General features: G+C 66.3%; 17 protein-coding genes and 1 pseudogene. 7 read left to right on the top strand and 11 right to left on the bottom strand.

The annotated features are described in order from the left end of the window. Positions 1-295 precede the first annotated feature (295 nt). The gene (gene nth, locus QUW25_RS07015; RefSeq protein WP_289511501.1) at positions 296-958 is read left to right on the top strand and encodes an endonuclease III; all 663 of its coding nucleotides are present in this window, start codon (positions 296-298) and stop codon (positions 956-958) included. 39 nt (positions 959-997) lie between these two features. Here the strand turns inward: nth and QUW25_RS07020 are convergent, their stop codons facing one another. Next, positions 998-1,417 (bottom strand): peptide deformylase, encoded by a 420-nt coding sequence (locus tag QUW25_RS07020; protein ID WP_289511502.1) that lies wholly within the window; start codon positions 1,415-1,417, stop codon positions 998-1,000. Positions 1,418-1,538: 121 nt separating this feature from the next. Here QUW25_RS07020 and QUW25_RS07025 point away from each other — a divergent pair, with 121 nt between their 5' ends. Genes QUW25_RS07025 through QUW25_RS07035 form a run of 3 tightly spaced genes read left to right on the top strand, consistent with a single transcriptional unit; the run spans position 1,539 to position 3,960 of the window. Next, positions 1,539-3,083, top strand: coding sequence for a DUF4163 domain-containing protein (locus tag QUW25_RS07025; RefSeq protein WP_289511503.1), 1,545 nt, complete (start codon positions 1,539-1,541; stop codon positions 3,081-3,083). 12 nt (positions 3,084-3,095) lie between these two features. After that, on the top strand, positions 3,096-3,680 hold the full coding sequence (locus tag QUW25_RS07030; RefSeq protein WP_289511504.1) for a tRNA (cytidine(34)-2'-O)-methyltransferase: 585 nt from the start codon (positions 3,096-3,098) through the stop codon (positions 3,678-3,680). 43 nt (positions 3,681-3,723) lie between these two features. Continuing rightward, positions 3,724-3,960: a hypothetical protein gene (locus QUW25_RS07035; RefSeq protein ID WP_289511505.1), complete on the top strand. Its 237-nt coding sequence runs from the start codon at positions 3,724-3,726 to the stop codon at positions 3,958-3,960. 165 nt (positions 3,961-4,125) lie between these two features. On the opposite strand, the gene QUW25_RS07040 is transcribed toward QUW25_RS07035, so the two are convergent. Next, positions 4,126-4,953, bottom strand: coding sequence for an ElyC/SanA/YdcF family protein (locus QUW25_RS07040; RefSeq protein WP_289511506.1), 828 nt, complete (start codon positions 4,951-4,953; stop codon positions 4,126-4,128). 169 nt (positions 4,954-5,122) lie between these two features. Here QUW25_RS07040 and QUW25_RS07045 point away from each other — a divergent pair, with 169 nt between their 5' ends. Continuing rightward, positions 5,123-5,965, top strand: coding sequence for a LysR family transcriptional regulator (locus QUW25_RS07045; RefSeq protein ID WP_289511507.1), 843 nt, complete (start codon positions 5,123-5,125; stop codon positions 5,963-5,965). A 22-nt stretch (positions 5,966-5,987) separates the two neighbouring features. Here QUW25_RS07045 and QUW25_RS07050 read toward each other — a convergent pair whose 3' ends face one another. Both QUW25_RS07050 and QUW25_RS07055 read right to left on the bottom strand, forming a co-directional pair. After that, the gene (locus QUW25_RS07050) at positions 5,988-6,836 is read right to left on the bottom strand and encodes an aldo/keto reductase (protein ID WP_289511508.1); all 849 of its coding nucleotides are present in this window, start codon (positions 6,834-6,836) and stop codon (positions 5,988-5,990) included. 185 nt (positions 6,837-7,021) lie between these two features. Beyond that, a complete protein-coding gene (locus QUW25_RS07055; RefSeq protein WP_289511509.1) occupies positions 7,022-8,017 on the bottom strand; it encodes an aldo/keto reductase in 996 nt (331 codons plus the stop codon). Positions 8,018-8,107: 90 nt separating this feature from the next. Between QUW25_RS07055 and QUW25_RS07060 the strand changes: the two are divergent. Then, a pseudogene (locus QUW25_RS07060) lies at positions 8,108-8,548 on the top strand (winged helix-turn-helix transcriptional regulator). A 127-nt stretch (positions 8,549-8,675) separates the two neighbouring features. On the opposite strand, the gene QUW25_RS07065 reads toward QUW25_RS07060, so the two are convergent. After that, a complete protein-coding gene (locus tag QUW25_RS07065) occupies positions 8,676-9,710 on the bottom strand; it encodes a YeiH family protein (RefSeq protein WP_289511510.1) in 1,035 nt (344 codons plus the stop codon). Between the two features lie 112 nt (positions 9,711-9,822). Here QUW25_RS07065 and QUW25_RS07070 point away from each other — a divergent pair, with 112 nt between their 5' ends. Further along, positions 9,823-10,692 carry a LysR family transcriptional regulator gene (locus QUW25_RS07070; RefSeq protein WP_289511511.1) on the top strand — a complete coding sequence of 290 codons (870 nt, stop codon included), beginning with the start codon at positions 9,823-9,825 and terminating at the stop codon, positions 10,690-10,692. A 112-nt stretch (positions 10,693-10,804) separates the two neighbouring features. On the opposite strand, the gene QUW25_RS07075 is transcribed toward QUW25_RS07070, so the two are convergent. The 6 genes from QUW25_RS07075 to QUW25_RS07100 all read right to left on the bottom strand — a co-directional run bounded on the left by QUW25_RS07075 (position 10,805) and on the right by QUW25_RS07100 (position 14,796). Continuing rightward, positions 10,805-11,716: an AEC family transporter gene (locus tag QUW25_RS07075; protein ID WP_289511512.1), complete on the bottom strand. Its 912-nt coding sequence runs from the start codon at positions 11,714-11,716 to the stop codon at positions 10,805-10,807. Continuing rightward, positions 11,713-12,156 carry a hypothetical protein gene (locus QUW25_RS07080; protein ID WP_289511513.1) on the bottom strand — a complete coding sequence of 148 codons (444 nt, stop codon included), beginning with the start codon at positions 12,154-12,156 and terminating at the stop codon, positions 11,713-11,715. The genes QUW25_RS07075 and QUW25_RS07080 overlap by 4 nt, the downstream gene beginning before the upstream one ends. Position 12,157: 1 nt before the next feature. Further along, complete coding sequence (locus QUW25_RS07085) at positions 12,158-12,562, bottom strand: PTS sugar transporter subunit IIA (RefSeq protein WP_289511514.1); 405 nt, start codon at positions 12,560-12,562, stop codon at positions 12,158-12,160. 62 nt (positions 12,563-12,624) lie between these two features. Beyond that, the gene (locus QUW25_RS07090) at positions 12,625-13,458 is read right to left on the bottom strand and encodes a PTS system mannose/fructose/sorbose family transporter subunit IID (RefSeq protein ID WP_289511515.1); all 834 of its coding nucleotides are present in this window, start codon (positions 13,456-13,458) and stop codon (positions 12,625-12,627) included. After that, on the bottom strand, positions 13,451-14,245 hold the full coding sequence (locus QUW25_RS07095) for a PTS mannose/fructose/sorbose/N-acetylgalactosamine transporter subunit IIC (protein ID WP_289511516.1): 795 nt from the start codon (positions 14,243-14,245) through the stop codon (positions 13,451-13,453). The genes QUW25_RS07090 and QUW25_RS07095 overlap by 8 nt, the downstream gene beginning before the upstream one ends. A gap of 65 nt (positions 14,246-14,310) precedes the next feature. Then, positions 14,311-14,796, bottom strand: coding sequence for a PTS system mannose/fructose/N-acetylgalactosamine-transporter subunit IIB (locus QUW25_RS07100; RefSeq protein WP_289511517.1), 486 nt, complete (start codon positions 14,794-14,796; stop codon positions 14,311-14,313). Positions 14,797-14,846: the final 50 nt, after the last annotated feature.

Consider the following 14,846-nt stretch of genomic DNA (forward strand, 5'->3'; position numbering starts at 1 on the left):
CCCCCGCCCCCCCCCCCCCCCCCCGCGCCCCTTTTCGGCCCGCGCCCCTTTTCGGCCCGCGCCCCTTTTCGCCGCGCGCTGTTTTTCAGAGTCCTGAAATTTTGGGGTATGGCACGCCGAAGGCGATCAATCCGTGCCCTACCCCCAAATTTCAGGACTTTTTAGCGCCTCGTTGTGCCACGGTCCCGATTTTCAGGACACGCCCGGCGGCCGCGCCGCAGCGCACCAAAAACACCACGCGCCCCAACGTCCTTCTCGCCTATCATCTCCTTGTGCGAACAGCAAAGGAGCAGCCATGCCACGTGAGACCAAGCAGGCAAAGATTGATCGCGCCGTTGAGGTGTGCCGCCGCCTGGACGAGAAGTACGGTCCCGTTGAGTGCTTTTTGGACCACGCCAACCCCTTCCGCTTGACCATCGCCGTGCTGCTCTCTGCCCAGACCACAGACGCGCAGGTCAACAAGGTCACGCCCGCGCTCTTTGAGCGCTTTCCCACTCCGGAGGCCATGGCGGCCGCCACGCCCGAGGAGGTCTCCGAGTACATCCGCAGCCTGGGCTTCTACAAGTCAAAGGCGCGCCACTGCGTGGAGTGCGCGCAGATGATCGTCTCGGAGTTTGGCGGCGAGGTGCCGCACACGATGGACGAGCTCACGCGCCTGCCCGGCGTTGGCCGCAAGACGGCAAACATCGTGATGAACGTGGGGTTTGGCATCGTGGAGGGCATCGCGGTGGACACGCACGTCAACCGCATTGCGCACCGCCTGGCACTCTCGCCCAAGACACACGCGAAGGAGCCGCTCAAGACGGAGCAGGACCTGCTGCGCCTGCTCCCGCGCGAGCTCTGGGGGCCGGTCAACCACCAATGGATAAAGCACGGCCGCGACACCTGCACGGCGCGCGGCCCAAAGTGCGACGGTTGCGTCCTCGAGGACATCTGCCCGAGCGCGCACCGGTGCTAGGGGCGCCGGAGACCGGCGCCGCCAGACCAGCTAGATCAACTAGACCAGCTTGCCCTTGCTGTGGTCCACCATGTGCTGGATCATCTGGGCAACCCAGCCGGTGAAGTCGCGGCGGCGGCTCTTGAGCTGGCCGTCAACGAGCTCGTCGTAGGCAACCTTGATCTTGGCAAAGCGCGTCACCATCACGGGATCGTCGTGCGTGAGGCAGCTCTCGTAGGTCTTGGCGGCGTTGAGGCCCATGAGGATCTTGGCGTTGTACATGACGTGGTCCTGGCCGTTGTCGTCACGGTAGACAAAGAGGTTCTTGGTCACGCCGATCTGGTTGGCGGCAAGGCAGGTGGCGTCCTCGATGGAGGAGAGCGTGTCGATGAGGTCCTGCGCAACCGGAGCGTCGTCGGCGGTTGCGGGCTCGCACGGAACGGAGAGGACGGCCTCGTCCTGAACCAGGTCCTTGATCATATGGTTCCCTTTCGATCGGGTGTGTTGCTCACGCAATTATAGCGAGAGTGGCCCGCGCCACATTCCGCTCGGAGAGGTTACACTTTCAGGAGCATGGGCAACCAACAAGGGGTGATGCGAGATGCGCCATCAAGCTGGCCTGACGTTTGTGACCGTCGCACTTCTGGGAGCACTCTCCCTGGCTGGTTGCACCGGGACGCCCCCACAGTCGCCCGATTCTCCCGAGGGCACGTCGCAGCAGGAGGCCGCACCAGAGCCTCAGAAAGATCCCAAGGCAGAGGCATACGCCCTCTATGCGGAAAAGGTTCGCGAGTACGTTGACGCCTACGGCGAGCCCTCATACGAGGGGCCGGCGAGCTCGGACTATGAGACGCAGACCGGCACCGGCCTCAACCTGGTGCTTCTCCGCGATTACAACAAAGACGGCGTTGAGGAGCTCGTGCTCGGCCACCGCAACGCGGACGATGCGGACTACATGCACCCCTATGTGATCGAGGTCTGGGCGGTGCGCGACGGTGAGCTCGTGCTCGCGCTCGATGACCCGGACGCCTTCTCTCACGGCCAGGACGTGCTCACCGGTTTTGAGGACGCCACGCTTGACGGCGAGCCCGTGGTGCTCACCACCATCTATGGGCCCTCGGAGCTGGGCGAGCAGTCCGGCGGCGGCGCGTACGCGCTCAGGGACGGCTCGTTTGTCCAGACCCTCTCCTACCTTCAGGACTACAGCTTCGACGGATCCGTGAACAACTTCACGGTTGACGGCGAGAAGAGCGACGCCGACGGTTTTCTTGCCGCCATGCAGCGCCCCGTGGTGAGCGACTACTGGTCGCTCATGGGCTACGGCGCCGCAACGCCGGGCGAGGGCGTGACGCTGCACACCGTTCCCGAGACCGTCGCGGAGGCGCAGCGCGTGATTGCGCTGCTCGAGGAGGCTGTCGATGGCGGGGCAACCGACGAGGCCACCGGCGAGACAACCTACGCCGCACACGACGTGAGCCAGGAGGTCACCGTCAACGCCTACCAAGCCGGATCTGGCTCATGGGAAGAAACAAACACCTGGTCATACCCACAGTTTGAGACCTCTAACGGAGACGTACCCAATCAGCTGGAGACGCTCAACGAGTCCATCAAGGCAGACTTTGAGGAGCGCCTTGCCACGCAGGAGTCCATGACCGAGGAGGCGGCCGCCGGAGACAGCCAGGGCGTTCCCGAGCAGACCCTCTGGTGCCACGACACAACGACCTCGATTGACGGCGCGATCGCAAGCGTGCGCCTGGACCGCTACTCCTACTACGGAGGCGCCCACGGGACGCGCTATGTGAGCGGCCGCTTCTACAACCTGGACTCCGGCGAGGAGGTTCCTGCCACCGAGGCGCTTGGGATGAGCGAGAACGAGCTCAAGCTCGCCGCCAAGGAGGGGCTCCAGGCGTTCTTTGCCGTGACCCCGAGCGACCTTGGGGCAGACATCGATTACGACCGCGCGGTGGACGACCTCTTTCTCGAGAACCGCACCTTCATCTACCGCACCGACGACGCCATTGTGGCGTGCTTCACCGAGGGCACCGTCGGCTCGGTGGGGTTTGGCGGGCATGAGATCGTGATCTGCTCGCTCACCGACCGCGTTGCCGTTGGCGACGACCTCGTCGGCAACTACCCCGTGCAGTAGCGGGTGACGCCGATGTTCAACGTTGTTCTCGTGGCACCGGAGATTCCGGCCAACACCGGAAACATCGGGCGCACGTGCGTGGTCACGGGCTCGCGCCTGCACCTTGTGGGGCCGCTCGGCTTCTCGCTGGACGAGAAGTCCCTCCATCGCGCGGGTCTTGGCTACTGGGAGAGCCTCGACGTGACGACCTACGAGACCTGGGCCGACTTCGTTGAGGAGAACGGGCTCGCCGACCCCAGCGACCGCCGCGTGCACCTCCTCACCAAGAAGGCGCGGCGCACCTACGCGGAGGCGCGCTACGCAGACGGCGACTTCCTTGTCCTGGGCTGCGAGAGCGTGGGCCTCCCGGAGCGGCTCCTTGCCGAGCGTCCGGGGAGCTGCGAGCGCATTCCCATGCTGCCCGACGCCGTCTCGCTCGCCAACGCACGGCAATGGCGCAGGGGCGCGCCGCTCAGTCACGCTCCCCTGCGCCAGCAGGATGTGTGCGGGAACTTCGTCGACCCGGAGGACTGGCGCATCAGCGCCCTCAACCTCTCGAACGCCGCCGCGGTCGTGCTCTACGAGGCGCTGCGCCAGACCGGCTTCCCGGGGATGTGAGGAGGGGCGCCGCGCGGGGCGAGCTCGAGGGGCTTCTCGCCGAGTGCGCGGAACGCTCACGCTCGAGTGCTCCGTGGCGGAGCTGCAGAACCAGCCCTACGGCCTGCGCGTGCTCGGGCGCATCGAGAACGTGCTGGCGGAGGAGTCGGTGCCCGGCGAGGACGGCAAGGTCGACCCCGCCAAGCTGGGCGCCTTTGCCTTCGACCAGTTCCGCAGCGGCTACTACGCAATGGGCGAGAAGGTCGGGCAGGCCTGGGAGAGCGGCAAGCGCCTGGCGTAGCGCACGGTTCATTTGTTGGGTGGTTTTTCGAGAAGGTACAAAGTATCGCTTCTTTTGACAGGCCTCTGAGCTGCGCTTTCTCTGACGGACGCAGGGCTCGTACTTGAGGCGACCCCAAAATAGTACCCAGCAAATGAGCGCCCGCTGGCAAGGGCCCCACGGGGGTCACCCGCGCGTCGCAAACGCGGGGTTCGCCTCGCGGACGAGACCGGGCAGGGCCTCATGCAGACGCTCCCAGGCGGCACGGACGCGAGCGGGCACGTCGACGTGGGCGATGTAGCCGCGGCCGCGCGGGCCGTAGCCGCACTCGTCGTCGGTGAGGCGCGGGACCTCTCCCATGAGCAGGGTCACGTAGCGCGGCACGTCCCACATGCCGAGGGGCGGGTCGACGACCCACAGATCGTCGAGGCTCGCCTCGGCACGTGCGGCCGCACCCGGCCGCGGCGCCACGCGCGCGACGTACGTGGCGAAGTTGACCACGCGCACGTCCGGCGCCTCCCGGCGAACGCCGGCCTCCATGCGCCGCTGCATCGTGGCGTCCTGCGCGAGGATGAGGCTCTCGCACGCCACGCCCCGTTCTCCGAGAAGCCCCAGCAGGTAGGTGACGTTGTTGCCGCAGTTGGTGGACGCGTGCTCAAGCAGGTCGGCCTCCAGGCCGTGACGCCGCGCGAGGTAGGCGGCAAAGACGTCGGCCTCGGGCGCGTCGTCGGCGAAGGCGACGTCCGGGCAGAGCTCGCGCACGCGGGCGCGCAGGGCCTCGGTGGTGTGGCCGGTGCCGCCCACGATCACGTACGTGCGCGCCGCGCGGGCGCGGATGGCCTCGGCGAGCACATCTCCCCCGGCGAGGATGCTGCCGCCGAAGAGCGCCATCACGTCCGCCCGCCGCGTGCCGACCGCGCCCTCGAGCGCGTCGGGCATCAACGCGGGCACGTCGCGCGGCCCGAGAAACTCGGCGAGATCGTTGACGTCTTGCGCAAGCTGGTCGGCGGTCATGGGCGCTCCTTCGGGAGTCTGGCGGGAGGGACGGCACGGCCCCGCCCGCCCATTATCCCCCAGTCGCGCGCGGGTGGGGGCACGTACAATGCCGGCTTGTGATGCCAGCATGCGACAGGGGTATAGTGATAACCCAGGGGTTACAACCAGCTCGGACGCGGAGGTGCCCATGGAACTCGAGCAGCTCAGGCAGCTGGACGCCATCGCGCGCGCAGGGACCATCTCTGCCGCCGCCGAGAGCCTGCACACCTCGCAGCCGAGCGTGAGCCGCTCGATGCGCGCGCTCGAGCGCGAGCTGGGCTGCGAGCTCTTTGAGCGGACCCGCAACCACGTGGAGCTCAACGAGGCCGGACGCGTCGCCCTGCGCCACGCCCGTGCGATCCTCGCGGAGGAGCGGCGCATGCGCGACGCCTTCGACGAGCTCACGCGCACGAGTCGCACCATCGCGATTGCCTCGGTTGCGCCGGCGCCGGTCTGGCGCCTGACCGAGCGCGTGACCGAGCGCCTCCCGGGGACGATCCTCACCTCGGAGCTCGTCGACGACGAGCGCGAGGTCGAGCGCCGCCTCTTCGACCGCTCCGCCGACCTGGCGATCACGCGGCGCCCGATGGGGCTGCCGAACGTCGTGTGCGCGCCGCTGATGGTGGAAAACCTCTCTGTCTTCGCCCCTGCCGACGACGAGCTCGCGGGGCGCACGAGCGTGAGCTTTGCCGAGCTGGACGGCCGCACGTTCCTCATGAACGCCGAGATCGGCTTCTGGGGTGACGTCGTTCGCGCCGCGATGCCGAGCGCCCGCATCATCGAGCAGACGGACTCCACCGTGCTCTCGCAGATGATTCGCTCGTCCGACCTGCTCGGCTTCGTCACGGACGTCACCGGCGCGCAGCACGAGGACGAGCGTCGCGTGCGCGTCCCCATCCGGGACGCGGACGCGCACGCGACGTTCTACGTGGTGGCCCTTGTCGACGCCCCGCGCGCCGTGCTCGACATCGTGGAGCTCGTGCGCGGCTGACGGGGCCCTGCGCCCGGCGGCGCTACTCCTGAGCGTCGAAGTCGGGCTTCATCGCCGCATAGCCGGCGAGGGCCTCCTCAGTGGCCTCGTAGTACTTCTTGGTGCCGTCAAGCTTGGCGATCTTGGACATCTCCTCGTCGGTCAGGCGGAAGTCAAAGATGTCGGCGTTGTCGGCGATGTGCGCGGGGTTCTTGGAGCCCGGGATGATGGACGTGCCCATCTGGGTGTGCCAGCGCAGGATGACCTGGGCGGGCGTCTTGTCGTACTTCTCGCCGATTTTGACAAAGACCGGCTCGGCCTGGAGGGCGGCGTCGCCGTGGCCGAGCGGGTACCACGCTTCGATCACGATGCCGTACGTGCTCAGGTACTCGCGCAGCCCTGCCTGGGCGAAGTAGGGGTGGCACTCCACGGTCACGAGCTGCGGCTTGATCTCCGCGTGCTCGATGACCTCGGCGATCTTGTCCTGTGGGAAGTTGGAGAGGCCAAGCGCGCGGACCTTGCCCTCCTTGTAGGCCTTCTCCATGGTCCTCCAGGCGGCCAGGTAGTTGCCCACCGGCTGGTGCAGGATCAGCATGTCAACGTAGTCGAGGCCGAGGCGCGCCAACGTGCCGTCAACGGCGGCGTCACCTGCCTCGTAGACGGACGGCCAGAGCTTGGTGGAAACGAAGAGCTTGTTGCGCTCCACGCCGCTCTTGGCGATGGCGCGGCCCACGGCCTTCTCGGTCATGTAGGCGTTGGCCGTGTCGATGTGCTCGTAGCCGGCCTCGAGCGCCGCGAGCGACGCGGTCTCGGCCTCGGCCGGGCTCATCAGGAAGGTTCCAAGACCCTCCACGGGCATCTTGACGCCATTGTTGAGCTCCAGGTACTCCATGGTCTCCTCCTCGCTTTGGGAATGCTTTCACAACCTCATGGTCGCGTCGCTCGGGCGAGAAGTACAATGTCGGCTCCGCAGCTCAGTATGCACACAGCGCATACCGAGCCCCAGCACTTGCGAATCGGAGGCGAAGGGGTCAAGGCGCTCGTCGGAGAGGCGCCAGCAGGCCGACGTCTCGGGAGCTACCCCTGGACAGAGTGCCCGCCAAAGACGGCGAGGTCCATCCCGTCGAGGGCGCGGTCGATGCGCGCGACCTCCTCGGCGCTCAGCGCGACGTCCGCCGCGCCCAGGTTCTCGCGCAGGCGCTCCGGCTTGCGGCTGCCGGGGATCGGCACGATCCACGGCCTCTTGCACAGCATCCACGCGAGCGAGACCTGCGCCATCGTCGCGCCCTTCTCGCGGGCGATGTCGCCGAGAAGGCCGAGGACAGCGCGGTTCCTCTCGTAGCCCTCCTTGGTGTACTGCGGCATGCTGTCGCGATAGTCCTGGGTGCCCTCGAACTTCGTGGAGGGCGAGTACGCGCCCGTGAGAAAGCCGTTGGCCATCGGGCTGAACGCCACGAGCGCCACGTTCAGCTTCTCGAGCACGGGGAAGAGCGGCTCGTGCCAGCGGGCGAGCATGGAGTAGCGGTTCTGCACCGCGGCAACGGGGCGCACCGCGTCTGCGCGCCGCAGGTAGCCCTCGGTTGCCTCCGAGATGCCCCAGGCGCGGACCTTGCCGGCCTTGATGAGCTCGGCCATCACGCCCGCGACCTCCTCGGGGGCCACCTTGGAGTCAATGCGGTGCTGGTAGTAGGGGTCAATGTGGTCTGTGCGCAGGCGGCGCAGGCTGCCGTCGACCGAGGCGCGGATGGTCTCGGGGCTCGAGTCCACCGTGAGCGTCTTGTCCGCGTTGTGGCGCACGCCAAACTTGGTGGCAATGACAGCCTGGTCGCGCACGGGGCGCAGCGCCTCGCCCACCGCATCCTCGTTGTGGAGGGTCTGGCCAGCAGCGCTCTTGCCCACATAGCACTCGGCCGTGTCGAAGAAGGTGTAGCCCATCTCAAGCGCCGCGCGAATCACGCGCGCCGCGTCCGCCGTGTCCATTGCGTCGCCGCTCGCATGGGTGAGGCCCATGCAGCCCAGCCCCAGCGCCGAAACCTCGATGCCGCTCTTGCCGAGCACGCGTCCCTCTGCCATGCCCGCCTCCGTTCCTCGGGTGTCCTGGGTGTCCTTCCCCAGTCTGGCCCCATGGGGGCGCGACGGCGCAAACGGACTCGACATGCCACCATGCGCGCAGCGCATGGCGAGCCCGGGCTTCTCTCCGACAAGGACTGGCGGCCCGCGTCAGCCCAGCAGGTCTCGGTAGATGGCAAGGTCATCGTCCTTGAAGACGTTGGAGACCACGCTCACCCTTTCATCCGCGACAAGTGGACCGTGCTCGTCCTGCGCGACCTTCTCGGCGGCACCAAGCGCTTCGGGGAGCTCAAGCGCTCGCTCGGGAGCGTCTCGTAGAAAGTGCTGACTGCTCGCCTGCGCGAGATGGAGGAGTGCGGCCTGGTGTCGCGCACCGTCTACGCCGAGGTGCCCCCGCGCGTGGAGTACGCGCTCACGCCGCTGGGGCTGAGCCTGAGGCCGGTCCTGAGCGCAATGTGGGACTGGGTCTGCGGCTACCAGCACGCCAAGGACCCCGAGCGCCCGAGCGCCCTCCCCAAGCCCTGGGAGACCTGACCGAAATTAGGGACCGAAATTAGGGACGTGGTTTTTCTCTCAGAGAAAAAGGGACAGGCCGTGCTACGCAGCCTGTCCCAAATTCTCTGAGAGGAAAAACCCGTCCCCAAATTCACCAAATTCACGTCTACCAGATGCCCAGGACGTGCTGCATGCCAAGCGAGACCGCGGCAATGGCAACCCAGCAGCAGAGTCCCATGAGGATCGGCTTGCCGCCCGTGCGAACGAGCCGCACGATGTTGGTGTTAAGGCCGATCGCCGCCATCGCCATGACGATGAGGAACTTGGAGAGCTCCTTGATGGGGGCGGTCACGCCCGCGGGCAGCGAGAAGACCGTGGTCGTAACGCTCGCCAGCACGAAGAACACGATGAAGGTCGGGAATGCGCGCCTGAGGCTGAAGGTGCTCTGGGCCTCTCCGCCCGCACGGTGCGCCTGACGCATCTGCCAGAACGCGAGCGCCAGCGTAATCGGGATGATCGCCAGCGTGCGCGTGAGCTTCACGATGGTGGCGGAGTCGAGCGTGTTGGCACCGGGGTGCATGCCGTCCCACGCCGCCGCGGCGGCAGTGACGGAGGAGGTGTCGTTCACCGCAGTGCCGGCAAAGAGCCCAAAGCCCTCGTTCGTGAGGCCGAGCATGCCGCCGAGCGTGGGAAACACCAGGGCCGCAACCACGTTGAAGAGGAAGATCACGCTGATGGCCTGAGCAATCTCCTCGTCGTCCGCTTCGATGACGGGCGCCGTCGCCGCGATGGCCGAGCCGCCGCAGATGGAGGACCCCACGCCGATGAGGGTGGAGATCTTGCCGGGGATCTTGAGCGCGCGGCACAGCAGGAAGGACACGACGAGCGACGTAGCAATCGTGGAGACGATAATGGGCAGCGACGTGGCACCCACCTGTGCGATCTGTGCCAGGTTGAGGCCAAAGCCAAGCAGGATGACGGCCCACTGGAGCACCTTCTTGGACGTGAACCTGACACCGTCCGCGAGCGGTTGGCCCTTCTCGGCAGGGATCGCAAGCGCCAGCGCCATGCCCATGAGGATGGCAAAGACCGGGCCGCCCACGACCTCAAACTGCTTGCCCAGAAGCCACGCCGGCACGGCGATGACCAGCGCAAACAGCACACCCTTCCACAGCCTGCCAAAGTCCTTGATGAGCTCCATGCGCCCCGCCCTTCTCGCTTCCCTCTGTTCCAGAAGAGGCTACCGCCAGACGTTATAATCAAATGCACACAGTTGCTTATAGACCCATAAGTATTTGTCGACAAGGACGCGCATGCTCGACTATCGCACGCACACGTTCCTGACCGTCTGCCGCACGGGCAGCCTCACACGCGCCGCGGTGGAGCTCCACGTGACCCAGCCGGCAGTCTCGCAGCACATACGGCAGCTCGAGCGCCACTACGGCGCTCCGCTCTTTTCCAAGACGGGCCGCGGGGTGGAGCCCACGCCCGCGGGTCAGCTCCTCTACCGCCAGCTGAGCGTGATGGAGAACGACGAGGCGCGCCTGCGCTCGGAGCTTGCCGCGCTCAGTGGAAACAGGGGCGCGCGCCCGCCGCTGCGCCTTGGCTGCACGCGCACTGTGGCCGACTTCGTTGCCCCACGCGTGCTGGCAGGGCACCTGCGCCGGCACCCGGACGAGCGGCTGCTCTTGCGCACCGGCAACACGACCGAGCTCGTGGACCTTCTCGACCGTGGCGAGATTGACCTTGCGCTGGTGGAGGGGTCGTTTGACCGCGCGCTGTTTGAGAGCGAAACGTTCTCGCGCGAGCGGTTCGTGGCGGTGGCGGCAACGGGCGCGCGGCCCGCCCGCATCACCGACCTGCTGGGGATGCGCCTGGTGCTGCGCGAGAAGGGGTCCGGCACGCGCGAGATCCTCGAGCGCCACCTTGCGGCGCGCGACCTTGCCGTGGACAACTTTGCCGGCGTCATCGAGCTCGCGAGCATCCCTGCCATCAAGGCCTGCGTGGCTGCCGGGGCGGGTGTGAGCTTCCTCTACCGCGTTGCAGTGGAGGGCGAGCTGAGCGCGGGCGAACTCGCCGACGTCACGCCCGCGGACTTTGTCATCGAGCACGACCTCAGCCTTATCTGGCAGCGCGGCAGCCGCTACGGTGCGCGCTGGCGCACCCTGCTCCGCGAGTGGTAATTTGGGGACGCGTTTTTTCTCTCAGAGTTTTTGGGACAGGCCTGCCGAGTGTTATTCCAAGGCCTCGGCAGGCCTGTCCCAAAAACTCTGAGAGAAAAAACGCGTCCCCAAATTACAGGGCAGCAGCGCCCAGGGAGATGAGCAGGGGCAGCGATATGATTGAGAGGATCGTCGTGGTGCAAACGGTGAGCACGGCGGTCTTGTAGTCGCCATCGTACTGGGCCGCGTAGATTGCCACGTTGGCACCCGTGGGCGCCGCCGCGGCAATGAGCAGCGCAAGCCCCACCACGCCATGGCCCCACGGCAGCACCGCGAGCAGCAGCAGCGTCAGCAGCGGCACAACCACCAGGCGCACGCCGCAGACCGCCCACACCCCGCGGGACTCGGAAAAGTCGCGCAGCCGGGCCTGCGCCAGGTACGACCCGCACACGATCATGGCCGCCGGCGTGTTGAGCCCCGCAATCGTGGCCAGCACGTCGCCCACAAAGGCGGGCTCCGGCGCCCCAACGGCATACAGCGCGAGCCCCAGCGCAAACGAGATGATGATGGGGTTGGTGGCAATGGCGCGCGGCCGCACGCTCGCGCCGTCTCCCGTGATCATGAGCACGCCCACGCTGGCCTGCAGGGCGTTCAGCCACCCGATCATGCAGACGATGTAGATGACGGCGCCCTCCCCCAGCGCGGCCTGCACCAGGGGAATCCCCACAAACCCCGCGTTTGAGAAGGCGGCCGAGAAGGCCAGGAGCCCGTCTCGCCTAAAGACGAGCCGAGACACCACGATGGCCAACACGAGCAGCGCGAGCGAGAGGAAGAACGTCTCCACGATGACCGCGGTGGTCTCCTCGGAACGCTCGGTCCAGAGGCTCCGCACAATGACCACGGGAATCACCACATAGAGCAGCAGCGACCCCAGGTCCTTGGCGCCGGCGGTGCCCATGCGACCCGTCCTGAACAGCAGCACGCCCACCGCCATGAGGACGAACATCTGCGCAATCTGGGCAAAGATGACAAGGCCGTAGCTCACTTCTCGCCATCTCCCCCGAGCTTCTCAGAGCAGATCGCGGCAAGCAGGCGCCGATGCGCGTCCGTGCGCTTGCCAGCGTACACCTCAAGAAACGCGATCTTGGTCCCGGAGACCACCGCCTCCACGCTCAGGCCTCCCAAGCCGCCGCGCGCCCTGAGCGCCGCGACGTCCTCCCAGCGACCCGCGCACGAGAGCGTGGTCCCCCATGTGGAGCCAAACGCCGCAACGCCCCCGTCCGCGACCACGAGCGCGCCCGTTGCCCGCTCGGGAACGGGCACAAACTCGTGAAAGACGGAAAGCTCGCCGAGAAGAACCAGCTTAACCGCATCGTCCTCGGCGATGAGCTCGCACGCGCCGGCGATGTTGGCCCGCGCGGCCCTTCCCGGATGCACGCCGTCCGCCGCCAGCAGGGCGCGAACGTCCTCTCGCATGTCCGCCAACTTACTCGTCGTCATCACCCATCTCGAAGGTGAGGTCGTTCATGACGACGATTCCCTGCCGGGACTCCTCCACCATGTCCCTGACCTCCTCGAGGGTGACGTCTCCCGTCACCATGGCAAGCTGCAGGAGCAGCGGGAGGTTCATGCCGGCCACGATGATGGTGTTCTCGCGCCCGAGCCAGGGCATCACCGTCTGGTTGGCGCTGCCGCCCATGAGGTCCGAGCAGATCACGACCTGCTCGTCACCGCAGGCGTCAAGGAACGCCGTGACGTCCTCGGCGAGGCCCTGCGCCCCGCGCTCGATGGAGACGCAGGCGGAGGAGACCTCGCTCATTCCAAAGAAGTTGGAGAGCACGCTGGCCATTCCGGCGGCGAGGTCTCCGTGGCTCACGAGCAGCAGCTTCATCTTCAGTCCTCTCAATGCGGGGGCGGGCCGCCCAAAGACGGCCCGCCCGAGGTTCAAAAGCGCTAGGCGCAGATTCCAAAGGCGCCGAGGGCGATGGCGACGATCATGACGATCCAGACCATCTTTCCGGGGCTCATGCCCTTGATGTCCAGGCCAAGGTAGATGGCCAGCATGGTGATGAGGTTCATGAAGCTCGGGAGGATCCCGTTCAGAAGCTCATCGAGGTTCTGGGTGAGGTCGCCAACGGTCCAGGAGATTGCCAGGTGCACGTCAACCGTGGAGACGGTGAGCGCGCCGATGACGATGATGCCCAGGATGGCGCAGGCGTCCGTGAGGTGGGCCAGCGACTGGCTCTTCTCGGTGATGAACGAGATGCCCTTGTCGTAGACCGTGTAGGAGAGGCGCCAGAACACGAGCCAGAGCAGGATGTTCACGGCAATGGCCATCACCCAGCCAACGAGGGAGCCCTCGAGCGCCGAGTAGGACGCGATGGCGCCCACGACCGTGGGGAGAAGGACCCACACGATGGAGTCGCCCAGGCCGGCGAGCGGGCCCATGAGGCCGGTACGAACGTCAACCGCGGTCTGCGTGGCGTCCGGGTCGCGCGTGGTCTCGATGGCAAGGGCGGCCATGAGAATCAGGCGGCCAAACCACGGATGCGAGTTGAAGAACTTGTAATAGGACTTGTACTTCTCGCTCAGGACCTGATCGTCCGGGTAGAGCTTCTTCATGGCGGGGTGCATCGACCAGACCCAGCCCGCGGACTGCATGGTCTCGTAGTTGAAGCAGATCTGGGCGCTCATCACATAGCGGAGAAGTACCTGGGTGAGGTCCTTCTTGGAGAGGCGCTCGACCCCCTGCTGCACCGTCTGGGTGCCCGTGGTCTCGTTACTCATCTTCCATGTCACCCCCAGCAACGGCAACGGCCGGCATCGCGGAATCCTTCTCGAGGTCCTGGAACACGTAGACGCAGATCACGGCGCCGATGAGGGCGATCGCGAGAACGCTGAGCCCCGCGTAGGAGGCCAGGACGTAGCCCAGGATCAGGAAGTAGCCGTACTTCTTGATGGGCAGGTAGTGCAGGAGGATGGCAAAGCCCATGGCGGGGAGCATGCCGGCGGCAACGTTGAGGCCGGTGGAGAGCCAGGCCGGGAAGTTGTTGACGAGCATCTCGACGGCACCGGAGCCCGCGGTCATGAGGATGGCGATGGGCAGGGCGTTGAGGCCGAGCATCGCGATCTGGGAGGCCCAGGTCCAGGTGGCCATGCCCTTCCAGTCGCAGTTGTCGGAGCAGGCCATGGCGCGGTGGATGAAGAACGAGCCGCTCATCTTGCCGAGGACGTCGAGCTGGACGCCGAGCGCGGCAACGGGAACGCCAACGGCGAGCGCCGTGGAGAGCGCCTCGTCGCCAGCCTGGCCCATGCCGATGGCAAAGACGGTGCCGGCGATGCAGCCGAGCTGGTAGTTGGGAACCGAGGACCCGCCGTAGCCGGCGAGGCCGAGGCTCATGAGGCACATCGTGCCGCCAACCAGAAGGCCGGTGTTGAGGTCGCCCATCACCAGGCCACAGAACGCGCCGATGCCCACGACCTGCGCGTAGTACAGAATCTGCAAGTTGTACTTGTGCCACGTCATCAGCGCCGTGAACAGCGTGATGACAACTATCTGGAACACGTTGAACATCACAGACCCCCTTCTTGATTCGTAGTCACTCCGGATTTGTTACCCTTGCGCGCGACGCCTGCCGTCTAGCCGAGCAGCGCCGACACGTCCTGCTCCGCGTCGCCCGGCAGGAACCGAACCGTGATCTTCACACCCCCATCCCTCATCTCGCGCAGCATCTCCCTCTCCTCGTCGGAGACGCGAACGGTCTTGTCGAGCACCGTCACGTCACCGGTGTTCTGGGTCACGTTGCCAAGGTTGAGCTGGGGCATGGGAACGCCCGCCCGGAAGAGCTCGTAGGCACTGTGGATGTAGCGGAACACGCAGAAGACGCGCTGGTTTGCGTACTTGCCCGCGAGGATGTTGGTGATGGCCTTCTCGCAGTCGATGACGGAGAGCGCAACGCCCGGAGGGCACGCCATCTTGAGCGAGGAGCGCACGACGTCGTTGGTGGAAGCGGGGCCGTCAACCACCATGGCACGCGTTGCCTTGGAGGTGGGCACCCATTGAGTTGCCACGATGCCGTGGAGCATGCGGTCGTCGACCCTAAAGTGAATGATTCCGGTTCCCATGTCCTCTCCTATCTGTTTTGTGGCCGCCCGGCCACGCACTTGTACCCGTC

Origin of the sequence: Thermophilibacter provencensis, from assembly GCF_030372065.1 — a bacterium.
In the GTDB taxonomy this organism is placed as follows: Bacteria; Actinomycetota; Coriobacteriia; order Coriobacteriales; family Atopobiaceae; genus Thermophilibacter; species Thermophilibacter provencensis_A.